The organism is Corynebacterium sp. MSK047 (assembly GCF_030232285.1).
In the GTDB taxonomy this organism is placed as follows: domain Bacteria; phylum Actinomycetota; class Actinomycetes; order Mycobacteriales; family Mycobacteriaceae; genus Corynebacterium; species Corynebacterium jeikeium_D.
Map to the genome: position 1 here is coordinate 20,216 of NZ_JASPJI010000021.1, position 20,560 is coordinate 40,775.

At 59.9% G+C, this 20,560-nt stretch carries 17 protein-coding genes; 14 read left to right on the top strand and 3 right to left on the bottom strand.

Translation table 11 applies throughout. From position 1 onward, the window contains the following. Nucleotides 1-92: 92 nt before the first annotated feature. Complete coding sequence (locus QP981_RS09105; protein ID WP_284857887.1) at nucleotides 93-962, bottom strand: DoxX family protein; 870 nt, start codon at nucleotides 960-962, stop codon at nucleotides 93-95. Nucleotides 963-1,151: 189 nt separating this feature from the next. Then, nucleotides 1,152-1,859: an MBL fold metallo-hydrolase gene (locus QP981_RS09110; protein WP_284857888.1), complete on the bottom strand. Its 708-nt coding sequence runs from the start codon at nucleotides 1,857-1,859 to the stop codon at nucleotides 1,152-1,154. Between the two features lie 139 nt (nucleotides 1,860-1,998). Here QP981_RS09110 and uvrA point away from each other — a divergent pair, with 139 nt between their 5' ends. After that, on the top strand, nucleotides 1,999-4,851 hold the full coding sequence (gene uvrA, locus QP981_RS09115) for an excinuclease ABC subunit UvrA (RefSeq protein ID WP_284857889.1): 2,853 nt from the start codon (nucleotides 1,999-2,001) through the stop codon (nucleotides 4,849-4,851). 1 nt (nucleotide 4,852) lies between these two features. On the opposite strand, the gene QP981_RS09120 is transcribed toward uvrA, so the two are convergent. Continuing rightward, a complete protein-coding gene (locus tag QP981_RS09120; RefSeq protein ID WP_284857890.1) occupies nucleotides 4,853-7,273 on the bottom strand; it encodes a DUF2339 domain-containing protein in 2,421 nt (806 codons plus the stop codon). Nucleotides 7,274-7,684: 411 nt separating this feature from the next. Here QP981_RS09120 and infC point away from each other — a divergent pair, with 411 nt between their 5' ends. The 13 genes from infC (at nucleotide 7,685) to QP981_RS09185 (ending at nucleotide 20,546) form a co-directional block, all read left to right on the top strand. Beyond that, a complete protein-coding gene (infC, locus tag QP981_RS09125) occupies nucleotides 7,685-8,236 on the top strand; it encodes a translation initiation factor IF-3 (RefSeq protein WP_172954614.1) in 552 nt (183 codons plus the stop codon). Nucleotides 8,237-8,312: 76 nt separating this feature from the next. Continuing rightward, the gene (rpmI, locus tag QP981_RS09130; RefSeq protein WP_005511726.1) at nucleotides 8,313-8,507 is read left to right on the top strand and encodes a 50S ribosomal protein L35; all 195 of its coding nucleotides are present in this window, start codon (nucleotides 8,313-8,315) and stop codon (nucleotides 8,505-8,507) included. A gap of 77 nt (nucleotides 8,508-8,584) precedes the next feature. Next, nucleotides 8,585-8,968, top strand: coding sequence for a 50S ribosomal protein L20 (gene rplT / locus QP981_RS09135; protein ID WP_016422904.1), 384 nt, complete (start codon nucleotides 8,585-8,587; stop codon nucleotides 8,966-8,968). Nucleotides 8,969-9,152: 184 nt separating this feature from the next. Then, on the top strand, nucleotides 9,153-9,983 hold the full coding sequence (locus QP981_RS09140; protein WP_070858864.1) for a TrmH family RNA methyltransferase: 831 nt from the start codon (nucleotides 9,153-9,155) through the stop codon (nucleotides 9,981-9,983). Nucleotides 9,984-10,081: 98 nt separating this feature from the next. Next, nucleotides 10,082-11,131 (top strand): phenylalanine--tRNA ligase subunit alpha, encoded by a 1,050-nt coding sequence (gene pheS / locus QP981_RS09145; protein ID WP_256886835.1) that lies wholly within the window; start codon nucleotides 10,082-10,084, stop codon nucleotides 11,129-11,131. A gap of 32 nt (nucleotides 11,132-11,163) precedes the next feature. Continuing rightward, a complete protein-coding gene (gene pheT / locus QP981_RS09150) occupies nucleotides 11,164-13,656 on the top strand; it encodes a phenylalanine--tRNA ligase subunit beta (RefSeq protein WP_284857891.1) in 2,493 nt (830 codons plus the stop codon). A 27-nt stretch (nucleotides 13,657-13,683) separates the two neighbouring features. After that, nucleotides 13,684-14,523, top strand: a complete 840-nt coding sequence (locus QP981_RS09155; protein ID WP_284857892.1) for a trypsin-like serine protease — start codon at nucleotides 13,684-13,686, stop codon at nucleotides 14,521-14,523. A gap of 165 nt (nucleotides 14,524-14,688) precedes the next feature. Further along, nucleotides 14,689-15,729 carry an N-acetyl-gamma-glutamyl-phosphate reductase gene (argC, locus tag QP981_RS09160; protein ID WP_284857893.1) on the top strand — a complete coding sequence of 347 codons (1,041 nt, stop codon included), beginning with the start codon at nucleotides 14,689-14,691 and terminating at the stop codon, nucleotides 15,727-15,729. After that, on the top strand, nucleotides 15,726-16,934 hold the full coding sequence (gene argJ / locus QP981_RS09165; RefSeq protein ID WP_284857894.1) for a bifunctional glutamate N-acetyltransferase/amino-acid acetyltransferase ArgJ: 1,209 nt from the start codon (nucleotides 15,726-15,728) through the stop codon (nucleotides 16,932-16,934). Before argC ends, argJ begins: the two co-directional genes overlap by 4 nt. A gap of 21 nt (nucleotides 16,935-16,955) precedes the next feature. Beyond that, nucleotides 16,956-17,849 carry an acetylglutamate kinase gene (gene argB / locus QP981_RS09170; protein ID WP_016422897.1) on the top strand — a complete coding sequence of 298 codons (894 nt, stop codon included), beginning with the start codon at nucleotides 16,956-16,958 and terminating at the stop codon, nucleotides 17,847-17,849. A 56-nt stretch (nucleotides 17,850-17,905) separates the two neighbouring features. Next, nucleotides 17,906-19,111 (top strand): acetylornithine transaminase, encoded by a 1,206-nt coding sequence (locus tag QP981_RS09175; protein ID WP_187404676.1) that lies wholly within the window; start codon nucleotides 17,906-17,908, stop codon nucleotides 19,109-19,111. Nucleotides 19,112-19,117: 6 nt separating this feature from the next. Then, entirely contained in the window at nucleotides 19,118-20,059 is a 942-nt protein-coding gene (gene argF, locus QP981_RS09180) for an ornithine carbamoyltransferase (protein WP_016422895.1), read from the top strand. Between the two features lie 4 nt (nucleotides 20,060-20,063). Beyond that, entirely contained in the window at nucleotides 20,064-20,546 is a 483-nt protein-coding gene (locus QP981_RS09185) for an arginine repressor (protein ID WP_005511719.1), read from the top strand. Nucleotides 20,547-20,560: the final 14 nt, after the last annotated feature.

Consider the following 20,560-nt stretch of genomic DNA (forward strand, 5'->3'; position numbering starts at 1 on the left):
GTGCTGAATGAATATAAAAATATGAAAACGCTCCCGCACGCGTAGTGGCGTGGGGAGCGTTTAAGTATACCGCTTTAACTGCGGCAGCAAACTTACTGCAGGCGCTTCTGCGCCTTCTTTGCGGACTTCTTGGCCTCCTTGGAAGCCTTGGCTGCGCGCTTGCGCAGTTCCTTGCGCTGCTTGCGAGTGTCCTTCTTGAGATCCTTGCCCAGGTCCTCGGCATAGTCGCGCGCGTCCTCAGCGAGCTCGGTGGCCTTGGCAATCCAGTCGTCCTTGTTGTCCTCGACGTAGCTCTTAGCGGTGTCGAAGGCGTCGGTGAGCTGCTCGCGCCAGTCGTCCTTGTTGTCCTCGACGTATTCACGAGCGCCATCGGTGGCCTCAGAAGCGCGGTCACGGAGCAGGCCAGCCTTTTCGCGGACGTTCTCGCCGGCGGAAGCGAAGGCTGCGCTGATTTCCTCAGTGCGCTGCTCGGTTTCAGACTTGGTCGGCAGGGCAGCCTGAACCTTCTTGTTCAGCTGCTTGCCTGCCTTCTCAGCGCGCCAAGCGACACCCGGCTTGCCGTCGGTGTCAGCGGTAGCCAGGAAGAGGCCACCCAGCAGACCGATGTCGGTCAGGAAACCAGTGCGGCGAGCTGCCTTCTCCTTCGAATCCTGGGTCTCCCAGAATGCGTGGCGAGCCAGCATCGTCGGAACCTGTGCAGCGACCAGAGCGGTGGCGGACAGGCGTGGAGCCTTACCCAGAGCGTAGAGGGAACCCGCAGCAACCTTGGTACCAGCGACGACCTGGACAACCAGCTTCTCACTATTTGGCACGTACTTGTTGTACTGGTTCGGGGTTACGGAGCGGACGCGGGCAATTAGGTCGCGTGCGCCCTCTTCATGATCCTTTTGGTTCATCAGCGTGTCGACACCGTCGGCAACGAAAACCGAGGCCAGCATTGGTCGGGCAAACTTGCGAATCATCTAAATTCCATCTCCTTTGTCGTCCAGGTGAAACCGTGTTTTTGGCCATCTGGTCGCTGTAATTCACTATTAATCCTACGCAGCCCGGCCTATTTATGTCGCGGGAATGACGAGTTTTTCAGAAGCTCCGGCTGCATCCAGCGCTGCCAACCACACTCATCCAGCGCTGCCAACCACACTCATCCAGCGCTACCAACCACGCTGGCGCCAGTTCTCGACCTCGGGGCTCTCGACACCAACTGTGGTGTCTTTGCCGTGGCCGGGGTGAATCACCGAGTCGGCGGGGTAGACGCGGAAGACACGGCTCTCGACATCGTCGATAAGCTGCGTGAAATCCTCGGGGGAGTACGTCTTGCCGACACCGCCTGGGAAGATGCTGTCACCGACGAAGAGGTGGTGTGACGGGATGTCGTCGGAAAGCGCGCCGGCTTCCTTGGCGGACAGGTCGAGGCAGAGACCGCCCTTGGTGTGTCCGCGCAGGATGAACGTGGGCAGCGTGATGCCCTGGCCGAACGTGATGGTCTCGCTGCCGTCGAGCTGCTGGTCGGCGGGCTCGGGAATGTCGGCAGCGTCGAGGCTGGACGTGATGTGGCGGGCCGGGAATGCCTGTAGAAGTTCGCCGAGCGCCTGGACGTGATCGCCGTGGGAGTGCGTGGTGACAATCGTGCGGACCTGCGCGCCGACGTGCTCAACCAGGCGGATTAGATGGTCGGCGTCGGTGGCGGCGTCGATAAGTAGGGAATTGTCGGGCTCGCGGGAGTCGACCAAAAGGTAGACGTTGTTGTCCATCGATCCGACGGAGGTCTTATAAATAGTGACATTGCCGTAGTCAATGCGCTCAACGCCGCGCGTTCTCGGCGAGTTGGAGTAAGGGCTGATTGTAATGTCGTCGTTCATGCGCCCCAGGGTAATGAGGTGTCTGTCGGCGCGCTAGGAGCGCAACGTAACCACGAGTCTCTGAACACATGTGCGAAAAATTGGTTATGGACTGTAGACTAGTCGGCAGTGAATCGTCGACGAATTGAGGTTTCCCACTGTGGCTGAACGTCTAGTGGTCAGAGGCGCCCGCGAGCATAACCTGCAGGGTGTTGACATCGATTTGCCCAGAGACAAGATGGTGGTTTTCACAGGTCTGTCGGGGTCGGGTAAATCGTCACTGGCATTTGACACAATTTTCGCCGAGGGCCAGCGCCGTTACGTGGAGTCGCTGAGCTCCTATGCGCGCATGTTCCTGGGGCAGATGGAAAAGCCCGATGTAGAGATGATTGAGGGGCTCTCGCCGGCGGTGTCGATCGACCAGAAGTCGACGAACCGCAACCCGCGCTCGACCGTCGGAACCATCACTGAAGTGTATGACTACCTGCGTCTTCTCTACGCGCGCACCGGTACTCCGCACTGTCCGACCTGTGGGGAAGTAATCTCCTCACAGACTCCACAGCAGATCGTCGATCAGGTCATGGAAATGCCGGAGGGCACCAAATTCCAGGTCCTCGCACCCGTCGTGCGCACGCGCAAGGGTGAATTCGTCGACCTGTTTGAACGCCTCGCATCCGAGGGCTACGCGCGTGTCATCGTCGATGGTGAAATGCACCGTCTGACGGATCCGCCGAAGCTGAAGAAGCAGGTCAAGCATGACATTGACGTGGTCATTGACCGTCTCCAGGTGAAGGAGTCGCAGCAGCGCAGGCTCACCGATTCCGTCGAAACGGCGCTTCTGCTTGCCGACGGCGTCGTGGTCATCGACGCCGTTGGGCTAGAGGCGGACGACCCGCGTCGAACCCAGCGGTTCTCGGAGAAGATGGCCTGCCCGAATGGGCACCGTATTGCTATCGATGAGTTGGAGCCACGGTCATTTTCCTTTAACTCGCCGTATGGTGCGTGCCCGGAGTGTGACGGTATCGGTACCAAGCTGGAAGTGGACACGGACCTGGTGATTCCAGATCCGTCGCTGCCGACGATTGAGGCGATTGCGCCGTGGCGGCAGACGCTGAACAAGAAGTACTTTGAAAAACTGGTCGAGGGGCTCGCCACCGAGATGAGCTTCGACCCGACCACGCCTTTTGAGGAACTTACAGCGCCGCAGCGCAAGGCCCTGCTGCATGGTTCCAGCCACAAGGTCACGGTGCGTTACCGCAATCGGTATGGCCGCACTCGCCAGTACACCGCACCTTTCGAAGGCGTGATGCCGTACCTACACCGCAAGCTGTCACAGGCGGAGAGCGACTCTCAGAAGGAGCGTTTCCAGGGGTACATGCGTGAGGTGCCGTGCCCGGCATGTAGCGGTACTCGTTTGCGTCCGGAGATTCTTTCGGTGACGTTGGATTCGGCGGAGTTCGGGCAGAAGAATATTGCCGAGCTGACAGAGCTATCGGTTCACGATGGCTCGGCATTCCTGAATTCGCTGACTCTGGGCAAGCGCGAGGAAATGATTGCCGGGCGTGTTCTGCGTGAGGTGCAGGCTCGTCTGAAGTTCCTGCTTGACGTTGGCCTGGATTATCTGTCCCTGTCTCGTTCGGCAGGCACGCTGTCCGGTGGTGAAGCGCAGCGAATTCGTCTGGCCACTCAGATCGGCTCGGGGCTCGCAGGCGTGCTCTACGTCTTGGATGAGCCCTCGATTGGTCTTCACCAGCGTGATAACAACCGTCTAATCAAGACTCTGAAAAACCTGCGCGACCTGGGCAATACCTTGATTGTGGTCGAGCATGATGAGGACACGATTCGCGAGGCTGATTGGCTGGTCGACATTGGGCCAAAGGCCGGTGAATACGGTGGACAAATCGTTTACCAGGGTGAACCGTCTGGCATCGTTGACTGCGAGGAATCACTGACAGGTGCGTATCTCTCGGGTCGTCGGGTGTTGGCGGTGCCGGAGAACCGTCGTGCGATTGATAAGTCGCGCATGGTGGCGGTCAAGGGCGCTCGCGAGAACAACCTGAAGAAGATTGACGTTAAGTTCCCTCTCGGTGTGCTGACCTGTGTCACGGGTGTTTCCGGTTCAGGCAAGTCGACCTTGGTTAACGAAATCCTGGCCAAGGTGATGAGCAACGAGCTCAACGGTGCTCGCCAGGTACCGGGCCGACACAGCCGCGTGGAGGGGCTGGATCAGCTGGACAAGCTGGTGCAGGTTGATCAGTCGCCGATTGGTCGCACCCCGCGTTCCAACCCAGCGACGTACACCGGTGTGTTCGACAAGATCCGCAACCTCTTCGCAGAGACGCAAGAGGCTAAGGTCCGTGGCTACAAGCCGGGGCGTTTCAGCTTTAACGTTAAGGGCGGTCGCTGTGAGGCATGTAAGGGCGACGGCACCATCAAGATTGAGATGAACTTCCTGCCGGATGTCTACGTGCCCTGCGAGGTGTGTCATGGCGCGCGCTACAACCGCGAAACACTTGAGGTTCGCTACAAGGGCAAGACCATCGCTGAGGTTCTGGACATGCCCATCTCCGAGGCAGCGGAGTTCTTCGAGCCGATTCAGTCGATTGCGCGTTATCTCAATACGCTTGTCGACGTCGGCCTGGGCTATGTCCGTCTCGGGCAGGCGGCAACCACGCTCTCGGGTGGTGAGGCTCAGCGCGTGAAGCTGGCCAGTGAGCTGCAGAAGCGCTCCAATGGCCGGACGGTTTACATCTTGGATGAGCCGACCACGGGTCTGCACTTTGAGGACATCCGCAAGCTCATGTTGGTGTTGCAGGGGCTGGTAGACAAGGGCAACACCGTCATTGTCATTGAGCACAATTTGGATGTCATCAAGTCTGCGGACTGGATTATCGACATGGGGCCGGAAGGCGGCTCCGGCGGTGGCACCGTGGTTGTAGAGGGCACGCCGGAGGATGTCGCGAGCTGTTCCGGCTCCCACACCGGGCAGTACCTGAAGCCGCTGCTTAAGTAGCTTAGGTAGTCGGGTCGTTTCCGTCGGAGATCTCAGGACCGTCGGTGCGGGTGATGCCTTCCATTCTGTCAGCAGCGGGGTCGGCATCGGCAGCGGCGGCAGCGTCAGTATCGCTGGCGGTGCCGTCACGGTCCGGTGCCGCCGGCTCCTCGGCACTCTTCTGCTTCGCCCCGGAGACCGCCATGGCCAGCAGAATCAGGCCACAGCCGAGGAACGCCAAGGCGCGGATAACGCCATCGAGCGTTGCCATGTCGTAGAAGATCAGCTTGACGATAGACAGCGCCGCAATCGTTAAACCCGCTGCCAGTCGCGCCGGAATGTGGTGGAACCTCTTCGATAGCACCAGCATGCCGGCAATCGTGGCCCAGAAAATACTCAACAACATGTGTGCAGCGTTGAAGCTCACGCCAATAGTCGTGAGCAGCATGATAAATGGCATACCCAGTGCAGCCAGGCCAATCAGTGCAAAAGCTGGCGGTAGCTGCGACCTCGCTGCCGTCACGGCCAGGCCGACGTCGGCGCACAGCAGGAACAACAGCGAAAGCATTTCTGCCCACGTTGCCGAGTAGTCGTCCGCAGCACCGGCATTCAATGCTGCGGGCAGGATGTAGAGGTGTACTACCGTTGCGCCGAGCAGCCAGGTCAGTGCCGCAATCTTTGTATATGGTGCGACGGCATCCCGGGTTGGTTCAGGAGCCTGTAGTCGTGCGCCAATCGCGCCGTGCTTCGGTGCTGTGGCCAGCGCCCAGACAAAGAGCGCGGCACCGATGGAGATTGGGATGAGACCCCAAGTGTGGGGTCCAGTATCGGCTCCTGAGCTCCTTTCCGGGCCCGCCACCGCGAGCGCTAGCCAGGGCAGAATTGCCGTGGCCAAGGCCAATGGTGCGAGATAGCGGAAGATGGCACGGTTCCAAAGGAATACTGCAGCAATTGCGATGAACAGCACGAATCCGCCGTAGAACAGCAACCAGAGGCTGGAGGTGGACTGTGTGGCGTTGACCGTTGGGACTGCAGCTACAACCGGAGTCGAGAAGGCAACTACTGACGTGATGGTGACCAGATCGTCTTCCCAGGTGCTGGTTTCCGAAGGCTCGTCGTCAAGCTCGGGAGTGAGTTGGCGAGCCATCGCCAGCGGGCCGAACTGGGCAAACGCGAAAAGGGCAATGGTGAGTGCGGCGATTGCGGGTATCACCAGTGCATTGTTGGTCGTGATTACGCCGATGAGAACGTTTGCGCCGAGCAGGAATGCGACTACGTACTTCCGGAAGGGGACGTTCAGGAGGCAGGCGATAGCGGCGATGACCATCAGTTGAAGGGTGATTTGCGCGAGCGAGGAGCTCAGCGGGCGGGCGTGGAAGTTGAGGCCGATCGTCGCCCACAGCATTAATCCGGTGTTGATTGTGATTGTCCACGCCGCGGTTGCACTCGACTTCGTCCACCGCGCGCCGTATAGACCGACTGCGGCGAGAGGCAACATGATGACCAGCGTCGCTGCCACCGGAATCCAGTCGAGGAGGTAGGACATCGACATCGTTGTCAGGTGCGCAGCGGCAAGTGATGTCGCAATCAACGCCGTCACACCAGCAGGCGGTGCTTGACGACGGTGCGCTCGCACAGCCGCGACCGCGAGCACGGCGGCCAACAAGTAGGCCAGGACCACACGACCGGCCGGTCCAATCAGGCCGGATTGGATTGCGACCGCGACGAAAAATGCGATACCGGCAGCGGTGATGAGACCACCGAAGATGGCGATGATTCTGATGATTGCCTTCTCGTTGCGCCACCAGGGCTCGCGAGGTTCGCGCGGTGCCTCTGGCAGCTTCGGTGGCGGGGTGGAGGCTGTGGGAGAAGACTGTGGCGAGGGAGAAGACTGTGGAGACTTTGAATCCCGCCGCCATTGGTGGGCAGAGGGGAAGCCGAACATCGGCTGCGCAGTTGCGTCGCTCTGTGGCAGGGGTGCTGGTTGGTTCCGCCAGTCAGCTTGCGTTGGCGGTGGTGGCACCTGCATCTGCTGAGGCTGCTGGGGATACTGCGGTGTGGTCAGTGCCTGCTCAGCCTGCGGTTCCCAACGGGGAGGAGGCGCCTGCTCTAGTGGTGGACTGTGTGCTGGCGGTGGTTGCGGATTGCGTTGAGGCGCCCCTTGGGGTGCAGCATGGGGCGGCGCTTGAAACGCACCTTGAGGCGCGTGCGGTACGGCCGGCGCGTGCTCGCTTGCCTGGGAAAGGCGTACCTGCCAAGTACGGGTGAGCTGAGCCAGCCGAAGCGAGCTAGCCTCGAGATCTGCCAGAGCATGGGAAAGCTCTGAGACGGAGTCGCCGGTCAGGACAAAATCGCCGGTCGGTGGCTTGCCGTATCGGGCGGAATGCTGATTAGGATTGGTGTTCTCGGCTTTAGGGCCAAAGCCGTTGGAGCCAGTATTCATGGTGACGACTTTAATCGTGTTTGGCCTAAAAACTATGGAGAGAATCTACCAATCTGATTACAATTCGGATTGCACTTTTTTGACGCTTGGTATCGCGTCGGGTACCGATGGTGAATAACCCGGAGTGAGAGCCGGTTTTGGTATGCGAGAACAGCTGTGTTAACATCTCGTCTACGACCGCCAGAATGCGATGCTTGCTGCCTTCGGGGAGTATTTAGTTGCATTCGGCAGCGAAGAGGATTTAAGTCCCACCCTAGGTGCGCCAAAGAATTACGGTAGCGCCGGGGTCCACCCTAATCGGTGATGTCACATCGCACGATTGGAAGGCGTCCTTATACAGTGTGTAGTAATCCGCTGTAGACGCGTGGCTTTTCTTCCTTTCCCGCTTGCTATCGCGGTTTGAAACGAAGATTGTTCAGGTTCAACCTAGGAGGCCACATCAGCGCTGAAGCTCGTATTAACGAGGATATTCGAGTACCGGAAGTCCGCCTTGTAGGACCGAATGGTGAGCAGGTGGGCGTTGTCCGCACCGGTGACGCACTCAAGCTCGCTTACGAAGCAGACCTTGACCTGGTTGAGGTTGCTCCGCGAGCAAAGCCGCCGGTCGCCAAGATTATGGACTACGGCAAGTTCAAGTACGAACAAGCCCAGAAGGCACGCGAGGCTCGAAAGAACCAGCAGCAGACTGTGGTCAAGGAGCAGAAGTTCCGTCCGAAGATTGATGACCACGACTACGAAACCAAGAAGAACAACGTTGTTCGTTTCTTGGAGAAGGGTTCGAAGGTCAAGGTCACGATTATGTTCCGTGGCCGTGAACAGTCTCGTCCAGAACTGGGATTCCGCCTGTTGGAGCGTCTGGCCGCCGATGTCGAAGAGTACGGCATTGTCGAGTCTCGCCCGAAGCAGGACGGTCGCAACATGACTATGGTCCTGGGGCCGGTTCGGAATAAGGGTAAGAAGTAACCGACCTGACCAGAAATGGTTGTAAACGAGATTTTTGCGCCACGAGCGTCAAAGATCGGTAGGGGAGAGTTTTAACATGAAGCAGAAGACCCACAAGGGCACCGCAAAGCGCATCAAGGTTACCGGTTCCGGCAAGCTGCGCCGCGAGCAGGCTAACCGCCGCCACCTCCTGGAGGGCAAGCCGTCCACTCGTACCCGTCGCCTGAAGGGCACCACGGACGTTGCTAAGTCGGACGTCAAGCGCGTCAAGCGTCTGCTGGGCAAGGCTTAATTTTTCAAGCCTCGTCCCAGGGCAATCGCCCTCTTAATTTCACTAGTTCTTAAAGACAACGAAAAGGAAGTATCACCGTGGCACGTGTGAAGCGGTCTGTTAACGCTAAGAAGAAGCGTCGCGAAGTTCTCGATTCCGCAAAGGGCTACCGTGGTCAGCGCTCCCGCCTGTACCGCAAGGCCAAGGAGCAGATGCTCCACTCCAAGACCTACGAGTTCCGCGATCGCCGCCACCGTAAGGGTCAGTTCCGTCGTCTGTGGATTCAGCGCATCAACGCTGCTGCCCGCGCTAACGACATCACCTACAACCGCTTCGTCCAGGGCCTAAACCTGGCTGGCGTTGAGGTTGACCGTAAGAACCTGGCTGAGATGGCTGTCAACGACCCGCAGGCATTCGCTGCTCTGGTCAAGGTCGCTAAGGACGCTCTGCCGGAGGACGTCAACGCTCCTGCTGCTAAGTAAAGCAGCTACGAGGTAACTCGTACGTAGCGTCGGCAAGCGTCTGCTTACTGGCAGTGCGCCTGCCAACATCTTTGAAAAACCACCGTCGATTGGGTTAACGAATAACCTCGGCGGTGGTTTTTCGTATCCGTACTGGCTTGCTGGCGGTTATGAATCCCGAGCCGCATCACTAGGATTAATCACTATGAACTCTGCGCTGTACTTCAACGACGAGCCGTTTACTCCTCGCACTCCGCGAGTCTCGGCGGCTATTCAGCTCCACCGTGCGGCCAAGCGGAAGAAGGCCGGTCGCTTCCTCATTGAGGGCTTCAATTCCGTCGATGCAGCTATCCGCGCAGAGGCTGTCGTGGAAATCTTCGTCACCGCTGCCGCCGCCGAGCAGTTCCGAGAGCTGCTCACGGGGTATCTCGAATCTGGGACGCAGCGTAAGTCTGTTTCGCTTATCGACGACTCCGCCGCCCGCTCTTTGAGCGAAACTGTCACCACCACCGGACTCTTCGCCGTCTGCGACACCAATGCGGTGTCCACTTCGTTGGAAGAGGCCATTGAGGTTGGAAAGCAGTCCGGCTGTTTGGTGATTCCGGTGGAGTGCAATGACCCGGGTAATGTCGGCACGATTGTGCGTATGACTGATGCTCTCGGAGCTGGTGCGGTTATCCTTGCTGGCGATTCGGTTGACCCGTTGAATTCTAAGGCCGTGCGTTCCTCGGCAGGTTCTGTTTTTCATACCCCTGTCGCACGCGAGCGCGATATTGACGTCGTTATGGAGAAAGTTAGGGAAGCGGGCTTTACCACCCTCGCCACGGCGATGGATGGCGCTCTCACGCTCGGCGTTGATGCGCTTCCCGACGGTCCCGTCGCCTGGCTTTTCGGCAACGAAGCCCATGGCCTGTCGGAGGAGATTACGGCCTCGGCGGGGGCAAGTGTGTCCATCCCGATTAAGGGCGAGGCAGAGTCGTTGAACCTCGCCACCGCAGCGGCCATGTGCCTGTGGGAGACGGTCCGGGGTAAGTAGGAAACCTCGATGGTGAGGTGCGTGCACGTGTGCAGTTATCCTCGACTATGATTGTTCCATCACAAGAACTGATAGTCCTATATAGAAGTGGTTGACACGTGAGCGATTCGCCAAATCCTATCGATCTTTCCGAGGACGCCCTCCAGGCGGCTGCGCAGAAGGCCACGGATGCCTTTGATGCTGCCGGCAACCTGGATGAGCTTTCTGCCGCCCGCCGTGAGCACTTGGGGGATGAAGGCTACATTCCGCAGGCTCGTCGCGCGCTGGGCTCCATTCCGAAGGCTGAGCGCAAGGATGCTGGTCGTCGCGTAAATGTTGTTCGCGGAGCCGTCGAGAAGCACTATGCAGAGCGTCTTGCAGTGCTGGAGGAAGAGGAAAACGCGCGTCGCCTGGTCGCGGAGCGTATCGACGTGTCGGTGGACACCACGCAGAGTCAGCGTGGCGGTATGCACCCAATTACCATCCTGTCCGAGCAGATTGGTGACATCTTCGTGGGCATGGGCTGGGAAGTTGCCGAGGGCCCAGAGGTCGAAGCCGAGTACTTCAACTTTGACGCGCTGAACTTCTTGCCGGATCACCCGGCTCGTACGCTGCAGGATACTTTCCACATTGCGCCGGAAGGATCCAAGCAGGTGCTGCGTACGCACACCTCGCCGGTCCAGGTTCGCACTCTGCAGTCACGTGACCTGCCGATTTACGTTATCTGCCCGGGCCGTACCTTCCGCACCGATGAGCTCGACGCCACCCACACCCCGGTCTTCCACCAGGTGGAGGGACTCGCTGTGGACAAGGGGCTGACCATGGGGCACCTGCGCGGCACGCTGGATCACATGGCAAAGGCACTGTTCGGTCCGGAGACCAAGACCCGCATGCGCACCAACTACTTCCCGTTCACTGAACCGTCCGCTGAGGTTGACGTCTGGTTCCCGAATAAGAAGGGTGGCGCTGGCTGGATCGAGTGGGGCGGCTGCGGCATGGTCAACCCGAACGTGCTGCGGGCTTCCGGCATTGACCCGGAGGTGTACTCGGGCTTCGCGTTCGGGATGGGCTTGGAGCGCACCCTGCAGTTCCGCAATGGCCTGACCGACATGCGCGACATGGTCGAAGGCGACGTCCGTTTCACGCAGCCGTTCGGTATCCGCGGCTAATTCACTGACCTACAGATAGGAGTTTTACTTACATGTTCATTCCACAGTCGTGGGTCACTGAAATCGTTCGCGGCCCAGAGAACACCATCAACCCGGACTGGTCCGTCACCCCGGACGAGCTGGATGAGGGCTTTGTCCGCGTTGGTTTTGAAACCGAGGGGCACGAGCCGCTGGAGAAGGTCGAGGGGCCGCTGGTTTTCGGCCGCGTCGACCACATTGAGGAGCTCGAGGGCTTCAAGAAGCCAATTCGCTTCTGTCAGGTCAATGTCGGTGATGCCAATGGCACCGGCGAGCTACAGGAGATTATCTGTGGTGCCCGCAACTTCGAAGAGGGCTCCATTGTTATCGTCGCGCTGCCGGGTTGCGTGCTGCCGGGTGGGTTCGAGATTTCCGCACGGAAGACTTACGGCAAGGTTTCCAACGGCATGCTGTGCTCCGAAGCTGAGCTGGGTATGACCGATTCCTCCGCCGGTATTCTGACGCTGCCGTCGGTCCCAGCTGAGCTGGGTTCGTGCGCCAAGGAATTCATCGGTCTCGATGACGAGAAGTTCGAGGTCAACATCACCCCGGACCGCGGTTACGCGCTGTCGGCCCGCGGTCTGGGCCGCGAGATCTGCTCCGCCTTCAACCTCGACTTCGCCGATCCAGCCAAGGTCAACGAGCTGCCGGTCGAAGGTGAGGTCCTGAACGTCACTATCGACGAGGACACCGACACCCGCCGCTTTGGTCTGCGCCGAGTCACCGGCATCGACCCGAACGCCGAGACCCCGTGGTGGATGCGTCGCCGCCTGCTGCTGGCTGGTCAGCGTCCGGTCAACGTGGCCACGGACGTCACCAACTATGTGATGCTACTGCTCGGTCAGCCGATGCACGCTTTCGACGGTTCCAAGATCGCTGGTGGCCTGCACATCCGCAACGCTAAGGCCGGCGAGACTCTGACCACCCTCGACCACGTGGACCGCAAGCTCGACCCGGCAGACGTTGTCATCTGCGACGACAATGGTATTCAGTCGCTGGCCGGCATCATGGGTGGTCTCACCTCCGAGATCGCCGACGACACCACCGATGTGGTCTTCGAGGCCGCCAACTGGTCGCCGCTGCATGTCTTCCGCAGTGGTCGCCGCCACAAGCTGAGCTCCGAGGCTTCACGACGTTTCGAGCGCGGCGTGGACACCGCTCTGGTCGAGCCGGCTCTGGATCTGGCCTGCCAGCTGCTCGCTGACATCGCCGGCGGCACTATCGACACTGGTCGCACCCTGCTCGGTGAGGTTGCCACCATGCCGACTATTGACTTTGCTGTCAACCGCGCCAGCGAAGTTGCGGGCGTTGATTACCCGCGTGAGACCGTCATTGGACGCCTGCGCGAGGTCGGTTGCGAGGTCGTCGACAACGGTGACCGCCTGGCTGTCACTCCGCCGACCTGGCGCTCCGACCTGACCATGTCCGCTGACCTGGTTGAGGAAATCCTGCGTCTGGAAGGTCTGGAAGACATTCCGGTTATCCTCCCAATCGCCCCGGCCGGTCGCGGTCTGACTGAGCGTCAGCTGCGCCGCCGCTTCGTCGGTCACGCGCTGGCCCACAATGGCTACCTGGAGATTCTGCCGACACCGTTCATTGCCAACGATGTCTTCGACGTCTGGGGCCTGGACGCTGATGACCCGCGTCGTAACACCGTCAAGGTCATCAACCCGTTGGAGTCCGACCATGCTCAGCTGGGCACGACTCTGCTGCCGTCCATGCTTGAATCGCTGAAGCGCAATGTTGCTCGCGGCCAGGTCGACCTGTCGCTCTACGGTGTGGAGCAGGTATCCATCGAGCGCGGTAACGGTGTCTCGCCGATGCCGTCTACCGCGGGTCTGCCGAGCGAGGCCGAGCGCGCCGAGCTGCTGGAGTCGCTGCCGGAGCAGCCGCTGCACGTCGCCACTGTCGCCTGCGGTCGTATCCGCCTGGATAGCCCGTGGGGTGACGAGGCCGCGTACACCGTCGCCGACGCCATCGAAGCCGCGCGCATTGTTGCCCGCGCTGCCAACGTCGAGCTGGAGATCCGTAACGCTGAGGTGCTGCCGTGGCACCCGGGCCGCTGCGCTGAGCTGCTTGTCGACGGCGAGGTCGTCGGCCACGCCGGTGAGCTGCACCCGAAGGTGTGCAAGGACGCTGGTCTGCCGGAGCGCACCTGCGCGATGGAGATTAATCTCGATGCACTGCCAGTGACGGAGCACCTGCCGGCGCCGGTACTCAGCCCGTTCCCGGCTGTCCACCAGGACGTCGCGCTTGTTGTCAGCGATGAGGTCTCCGCCGCAGAGGTGGAGAAGACTCTGGTGGAGGGTGCTGGTGAGCTCCTCGAATCCATTCGTATCTTCGATGTTTACCGTTCCGAGCAGATGGGCGAAGGCGTTCGTTCACTGGCGTACTCCCTGCGTTTCCGCGCACCGGACCGTACGCTGAAGGAAGAGGAAGCTTCCGCGGCTCGCGAGGCGGCCATTGAGCTGGCCACTACCCGTCACGGCGCTCAGCTGCGTGGCTAAAAGGGGAGACCACAGGGAGAGATACCCATGATTGGCATCTTGCGGCACCGCGGCAACAGGCTGAATAGCGCAGAGGCACGAGAGCAGCGCGTTGGAGTGCGCGCGGTGAGCAGCGCGAAGCCTGCGGCGACTGTGGCTGCAGCTGCTGTCACGGCAGGTCTGTTGCTCACCGGCGCGCCGAGTGCGGCTGCGCTGGTTGGCGGGGAGGCTGCTGCGCCTAGTGTGGCGGCGGACTCCGTGGTGTCAATCATGGTCCAGACCAGTCCCCATACCGGAAACTTTTGCACGGGAACTGCAATCGCCCCGCAGTGGGTAATGACCGCAGCCCACTGCGTGCGTGATGTCCCGCAGCAGGTTGGGGAAGTCGAGGTCGGATTCGGCTCGGATGCCCGGCGTGTACCGATTGATCGCTGGGAGATTGCGCCCACCGGTGACGTAGCGCTTGTTCACCTTGCGGGCGACGCAGCTCTTCCGGGGTATCCCGCAATGGAACGTCGTCAAGCGTTTTCGGAGCAAGAAACGGCAGGCACGGTCTATGGACGCTCGCTGCTCGGCGATGTTGCGGACGGCACGCTGCCGTCGGCGACCGTCACCGCTTCGATGTGTCCGGTGAAGTATCAACAGTGCGTGCGGGAAGACTCGGTGTTGGCGCGCATGGAGCGCCCCGCGGCGTTGCAGGTAGGCGATTCGGGCGGACCGCTTTTTATCGACGGCCAGCTAGCGGCGGTGTTCTCGGGTGCGGTGGCTTTTGATGGCAGCGTCGCACCGGAGGAGTCAGGTTACTATCTCTACACCACGACGTCATCGGCGGCGCAGTGGGCAGATGGCGTGATGAGGCAGGAGCCAAGCGTCGCGTTCGTTGAGTAATCTGCCGTGCTGATTGAATGGCCGGCTCGGCGAACGAGATGTATGTACCGACGACGGCGTTATATTCATCATTCACTCACGTCACATCGGTAGAATTCCAGCACTTTGACAACGAATTCTATGAATATCTTGCAACACAGTGAATAAAAGTGTTGAATGTTTGGCATGAGTATTTCCGTTGCCATTGCTGGTGCGACCGGTTATGCAGGAGGAGAGATCCTCCGCCTCCTGTTGTCGCACCCGGCGTATCTTTCCGGCGAACTGACCATCGGCGCACTAACGGGAGCATCCAACGCGGGTGCCCGTGTGGGCGACATTATGCCTCATGTGGCACCTTTGGCTGACCGTCGTATTGAGCCGACTAATGGTGACACACTTGCCGGGCATGACGTGGTGTTCCTCGGCCTGCCCCACGGTCATTCGGCTGCGATTGCAGAGCAGTTGGGCGATGACACGGTGATTATTGACTGCGGCGCGGATTTCCGCCTGCAGGATGCCGATGAGTGGGAGCACTACTACGGCTCGGAGCACGCCGGTACCTGGACTTACGGTATTCCGGAGCTGCCGGGCAACAGGGAAGTAGTGGCTGCTTCCAAGCGTATTGCTGTGCCGGGTTGTTTCCCCACTGGCGGTACCATTACGGTACTGCCGGCAGTTGCAAAGGGTCTGGTCAAGCCGGATCTGTCCGTTGTTTCCGTCACCGGTACCTCCGGTGCGGGCAAGAAGGCAGCTGTGCCCCTGCTCGGGGCCGAGGTTATGGGCAATCTTCGCGCCTACAACACTGCGGGCAAGCACCGCCACACCGCAGAGTTCCTACAAAACCTCAAGCCGTACGCAGAGGATCTCACCGTCAGCTTCACGCCGGTGCTCGCCCCGACGTCGCGCGGCATTCTCACCACCATCACCGCTCCGCTTGTCGACGGGGTGACGGAGGCAGCCGCACGGGAGGCCTACCTCGAGTTCTACAAGGGTGAGCCGTTTGTGCAGGTGTTGGCCGAAGGGCTGCAGCCGCAGACGCAGTCGGTAATTGGCTCTAACTTGGTTCAGATTCAGGTTGAGGTAGATGAACGCGCCAAGCGTCTGGTGCTGACCTCGGCGATCGACAATCTGACAAAGGGCACCGGTGGTGCCGCAGTTCAGTGCATGAATTTGGTTACTGGACAGAATGAAACTGCAGGACTTCCATTGGTAGGAGTTGCCCCATGATGAAGGAAGAAAAAGAAGGTCTCGTCAACGTCGCTGGTGACGAAGGCGGCGTATGTGCACCTCAGGGGTTCGTGGCCAGTGGTGTCATTGCAGGCATCAAGGTCAGCGGAAACCCGGACATGGCGCTCATCGTAAACCAGGGGCCGGAGAAGACTGCCGCGGCTGTCTTTACTACCAACCGTGTCCAGGCTGCGCCGGTGACGGTATCCAAGAAGCACATCGCTGACGGCAAGCTGTCCGCTGTGGTGCTGAACTCGGGCAATGCCAACGCCTGCAATGGTCAGCCGGGTATTTCCGACGCCCTCGAAGTCTGCCAGAAGGTCGCAGATGAGCTCGGCGTCGATGTAACCGAGATTGGTACCTGCTCCACCGGCTTGATTGGTGACCGGCTGCCGATGGACATTGTGCTGGCAGGTGTGCCGAAGCTTTGTGAGAATCTGGGCAGCGATGCCGCCGCAGGTACGGCTGCAGCAGAAGCCATCTTGACCACTGACTTGGTGGCAAAGCAGGCCGTTGCGCATGGTGACGGATTCACTGTCGGCGCTATGGGCAAGGGTGTTGGCATGATTAGCCCGTCGATGGCCACGATGCTCGGTGTGATTACGACGGATGCGTCGGTAAGCGCAGAAATGGCGCACGAGGCTATTGCCAAGGCGAGCGAGGTTACGTTTAACCGCCTAGATATTGATGGCTCCACATCCACCAATGACACCGTCATCATCTTGGCTAACGGCGCCTCTGGTGTGAAGCCCTCGCAGTTGGAGCTCGACCAGGCAGTGCTCAGTGTGTGTGATTCCATCGCACGCCAGATGCAGTCGGACGCCGAAGGTGTGACCAAGCGTGTGTCCGTGACCGTGCGTGGCACCGGTGGCGCGGAAGATGCCCTGGTAGCTGCTCGAATTATCGGCCGCGACAACCTCTTCAAGTGTGCGATGTTCGGTTCGGACCCGAACTGGGGTCGTGTGCTGGCGGCTGTCGGCACCGCGCCGGTGGATATGGATCCGGAGCACATCACGGTTTCCTTCAATGGTCACGTAGTCTGTCGCGATACCGGTGGCACGCCTGATGCTCGTGAAGTGGATCTGTCCGGCAAGGACATTGCCGTTGAGGTTGACCTCGGTACTGGTAATCCGGAAGAGGCCACGATTCGTACGACTGACCTTTCCCACGACTACGTTCACATCAACTCGGCATATTCGTCGTAAAGGTTTTGAGGAGACTCTGCAATGGTTCACCAGTTGACCGAAGGGCTGTCCTTCGAACAGCGGGCACATGTGCTGGCGGAAGCACTACCGTGGCTGCAGCACCACCGCGACAAGATTGTGGTGGTCAAGTACGGCGGTAACGCGATGACCGACCTGAAACTGAAGAAAGCCTTCGCGCAGGACATGGTTTTCCTGCGCACCGTGGGTGTCAAGCCGGTGGTTGTCCACGGTGGCGGCCCCCAGATTTCGTCGATGCTCAAGCGCCTGGGGCTGGAAGGAGAGTTCCGAGGCGGTTTCCGCGTCACGACTCCGGAGGTCATGGAAATTGTCCGCATGGTGCTCTTCGGGCAGGTCGGCCGCGAACTGGTGAACCTCATCAACGCCTACGGCCCATATGCAGTGGGTACCTCTGGTGAGGACGGTGGACTGTTCACTGGTACCCGACGCACGGTAAATGTCGGTGGCAAGGAGACAGATATCGGGCTGGTTGGCAATATCACCGAGGTGCACTCGGAAACGCTATTGGATCTGATTGATGCCGGACGTATTCCGGTGGTCTCTACGATTGCGCCGTCCGCTGATGGCAAAGAGGTCTACAACATCAACGCCGACACGGCAGCAGGTGCACTGGCATCGGCAATTAACGCGAACCGTTTGGTGATTCTGACTAATGTCGAGGGTCTCTACACGGATTGGCCGAACCGCGATTCGCTGGTGTCAAGGATTTCCACTTCTCATCTGCGAGAAATCCTTCCGACGCTGGATTCCGGAATGATTCCGAAGATGGAGTCCTGCCTGAACGCAGTGGATCAGGGAGTGCCTGCGGCCCACGTTATCGACGGCCGCCAGCCGCACTCGGTGCTGCTGGAGCTGATGACTTCCGGCGGTATCGGCACAATGGTAGAGCCCGGATAAGGCAGAAAAGACTGACAAGAATTTAGCTACACACGTTAGGCAGGTCGAAAGACGACATGAGCGACTTCAAGCAGCAGTGGCAACACACGATGATGAACAATTACGGCACGCCGCGCATTGAGCTTGTGCAGGGTAAGGGCGCTATTGTCACGGATTCCGAGGGCAAGGAATACCTGGACCTGCTCGCCGGTATTGCAGTCAACGCGTTGGGTCACGCACATCCGGCAATCGTGGAAGCTGTGTCCAAGCAGATTTCCACGATGGGGCACGTGTCCAACATCTTCGCCTCTGAGCCGCCGCTGGCACTGGGCGAGAAGCTCATTGAGCTCACTGGCTGGGACACTGATGACACCCGGATTATGTTCTGCAATTCCGGCACCGAGGCCAATGAGGCCGCGTTCAAGCTGGCGCGGTTGACGGGACGCAATCGCATTATCGCGACCCACCATGGGTTCCATGGCCGCACCATGGGCGCACTTGCCATGACCGGTCAGCCGGACAAGCGCACCCCGTTCGAACCGATGCCGGGTGGAGTCGAGTTCGTGCCGTACGGTGACATTGACTTCCTCACCAAGACCATCGAATCCGATCCGTTGGGTGTCGCTGCGGTGATTCTGGAACCAATTCAGGGTGAGACCGGTGTGGTCGCACCGCCAGAGGGATACCTCGCTGCCGTCCGCGAACTGACCAAGCGCTTCGACGTTCTCATGATTGTCGACGAAGTACAGACCGGCATCGGCCGTACCGGCCAGTGGTTTGCCCACCAGCACGATGGCATCGTGCCGGACGTTATGACCCTGGCCAAGGGCCTCGGCGGCGGCCTACCGCTCGGTGCTGTCATCGCCAACGGCCGCGCAGCGGAACTGTTTACTCCTGGTGCGCACGGCACCACCTTTGGTGGCAATCCGGTCTGTGCCGCTGCCGGCCTGGCCGTCATCGAGACGCTGGAAGAAGAAAAGCTGCTCAATCGAGTCACCGAGAAGGGCAAGGTCCTGGCTCGCAAGCTCGCGTCGTTAAGCCATGTCGATCACGTGCGTGGTCGCGGCTTCATGCTTGGACTGGTGCTGCGCGAGAACCTGGCGAAAGAAGCGGTTAACGCCGGTTATGAGCGTGGTGTCATTCTGAACGCTCCGCAGGCGAATGTGCTGCGTATTGTGCCGCCGTTGAACCTCAGCGATGAGGAAGTCAACCGTGCCGTCGAGTTGATTGATGCCTGCCTGAACGACGCCGCCGAGGCTGTCGCCAACAATGGAAGGAATTAGAAACTGATGCTCCGTCATTTTCTCGCCGATGATGACCTGACTCCACAGGAGCAGGCTGAGGTGCTGCAGTTGGCTGCAGAGCTGAAGGCAGCGCCGTACTCCCGCCGGCCGTTTGAGGGGCCACAGTCGGTTGCGGTGCTGTTCGACAAGACGTCGACTCGTACCCGTTTCTCCTTCGACGCTGGTATTGCGGCTCTGGGCGGCAACGCGATTGTGGTCGAAACCGGAAACTCGCAGATGGGCAAGGGCGAAACCTACCAGGACACCGCTGCTGTGCTCAGCCGCTTTGTCTCGGCAATCGTCTGGCGCACCTACGCGCAGTCCGGTTTGGAAGCCATGTCTGAAACCGCGACGGTGCCGATTGTCAACGCGCTTTCCGACGAGTTCCACCCGTGCCAGATTCTCGCTGACCTACAGACCATCATCGAGCACAAGTGCCCGGAGGAAGGCCAGACGGGACTGCGTGGCAAGAAGGCTGTGTACTTCGGCGATGGTGCCAACAACATGGCCAACTCCTACCTCGTGGGCTTCGCCACCGCAGGTCTGGACGTCACCATCTGTGCACCGGAGGACTTCCAGCCGGAGCAGGTCTACGTCGACCGTGCCAAGAAGGTCGCGGAGCAGACCGGTGCGGCCGTGTCCGTGACCGCGGACGTCGATGAGGCCATTGCCGGTGCTGACGTTGTCATCACCGATACCTGGGTCAGCATGGGTCAGGAGAACGACGGCCTGGATCGGCGTACTCCGTTCCTGCCGTACCAGGTCAACGCTGAGCTGATGGCCAAGGCAAATGAGGATGCCATCTTCCTGCACTGCCTGCCGGCATACCGTGGCAACGAAGTTACTGCCGAGGTCATCGATGGCCCGCAGTCGGTAGTCTTCGACGAGGCGGAAAACCGCATGCACGCTCAGAAGGCGTTGCTGACCTGGCTGGTGGAGAGGCAGTAAGGTCATGACCGCAGCACAACCAGGATCTCGCACAGCTCGGCAGACGCGCATCGCTGACCTGCTGGCGCAGCATCACGTGTCCAGTCAGGTTCAGCTCGTCGAGCTGCTTGCCGACGAAGGCATTGAGATTGCGCAGGCGACGTTGTCCAGAGACCTCGATGAGCTGGGAGCCCGAAAGATTCGCGATGGAGCCAACGGTTCGCGGTATTCCATCGTCGAAGATGCACTCGCTGTCTCCAGCGGGGCAGTGGCCAGGATGCGGCGCGTTTTAGACGAGCTGCTGGTCTCTATTGATCATTCGGGCACCATCGCGGTTGTGCGTACACCACCGGGAGCCGCACAGTATCTAGCCAGTGTGATTGACCGTGCGGGACTCAAAGAAATCGTTGGCACAATTGCGGGAGATGACACCGTAATGTGCCTGGCTAGAGAACCACTTTCCGGCGCTGACCTAGCCCAGCGTCTAGCCGCCGGAACGAACCAGTAAACTATTCCACGAAA

What these genes read in the sequence shown, in the direction of transcription:
- QP981_RS09140 (WP_070858864.1), top strand. Translation starts at nt 9,153, where the DNA reads ATGAACTCTGCGCTGTACTTCAACGACGAGCCGTTTACTCCTCGCACT.
- argJ (WP_284857894.1), top strand. Translation starts at nt 15,726, where the DNA reads ATGATGAAGGAAGAAAAAGAAGGTCTCGTCAACGTCGCTGGTGACGAA.
- QP981_RS09105 (WP_284857887.1), bottom strand. Translation starts at nt 962, where the DNA reads ATGATTCGCAAGTTTGCCCGACCAATGCTGGCCTCGGTTTTCGTTGCC.
- QP981_RS09120 (WP_284857890.1), bottom strand. Translation starts at nt 7,273, where the DNA reads ATGAATACTGGCTCCAACGGCTTTGGCCCTAAAGCCGAGAACACCAAT.
- QP981_RS09175 (WP_187404676.1), top strand. Translation starts at nt 17,906, where the DNA reads ATGAGCGACTTCAAGCAGCAGTGGCAACACACGATGATGAACAATTAC.
- QP981_RS09185 (WP_005511719.1), top strand. Translation starts at nt 20,064, where the DNA reads ATGACCGCAGCACAACCAGGATCTCGCACAGCTCGGCAGACGCGCATC.
- pheT (WP_284857891.1), top strand. Translation starts at nt 11,164, where the DNA reads ATGTTCATTCCACAGTCGTGGGTCACTGAAATCGTTCGCGGCCCAGAG.
- argC (WP_284857893.1), top strand. Translation starts at nt 14,689, where the DNA reads ATGAGTATTTCCGTTGCCATTGCTGGTGCGACCGGTTATGCAGGAGGA.
- argF (WP_016422895.1), top strand. Translation starts at nt 19,118, where the DNA reads ATGCTCCGTCATTTTCTCGCCGATGATGACCTGACTCCACAGGAGCAG.
- QP981_RS09155 (WP_284857892.1), top strand. Translation starts at nt 13,684, where the DNA reads ATGATTGGCATCTTGCGGCACCGCGGCAACAGGCTGAATAGCGCAGAG.
- rpmI (WP_005511726.1), top strand. Translation starts at nt 8,313, where the DNA reads ATGAAGCAGAAGACCCACAAGGGCACCGCAAAGCGCATCAAGGTTACC.
- QP981_RS09110 (WP_284857888.1), bottom strand. Translation starts at nt 1,859, where the DNA reads ATGAACGACGACATTACAATCAGCCCTTACTCCAACTCGCCGAGAACG.
- argB (WP_016422897.1), top strand. Translation starts at nt 16,956, where the DNA reads ATGGTTCACCAGTTGACCGAAGGGCTGTCCTTCGAACAGCGGGCACAT.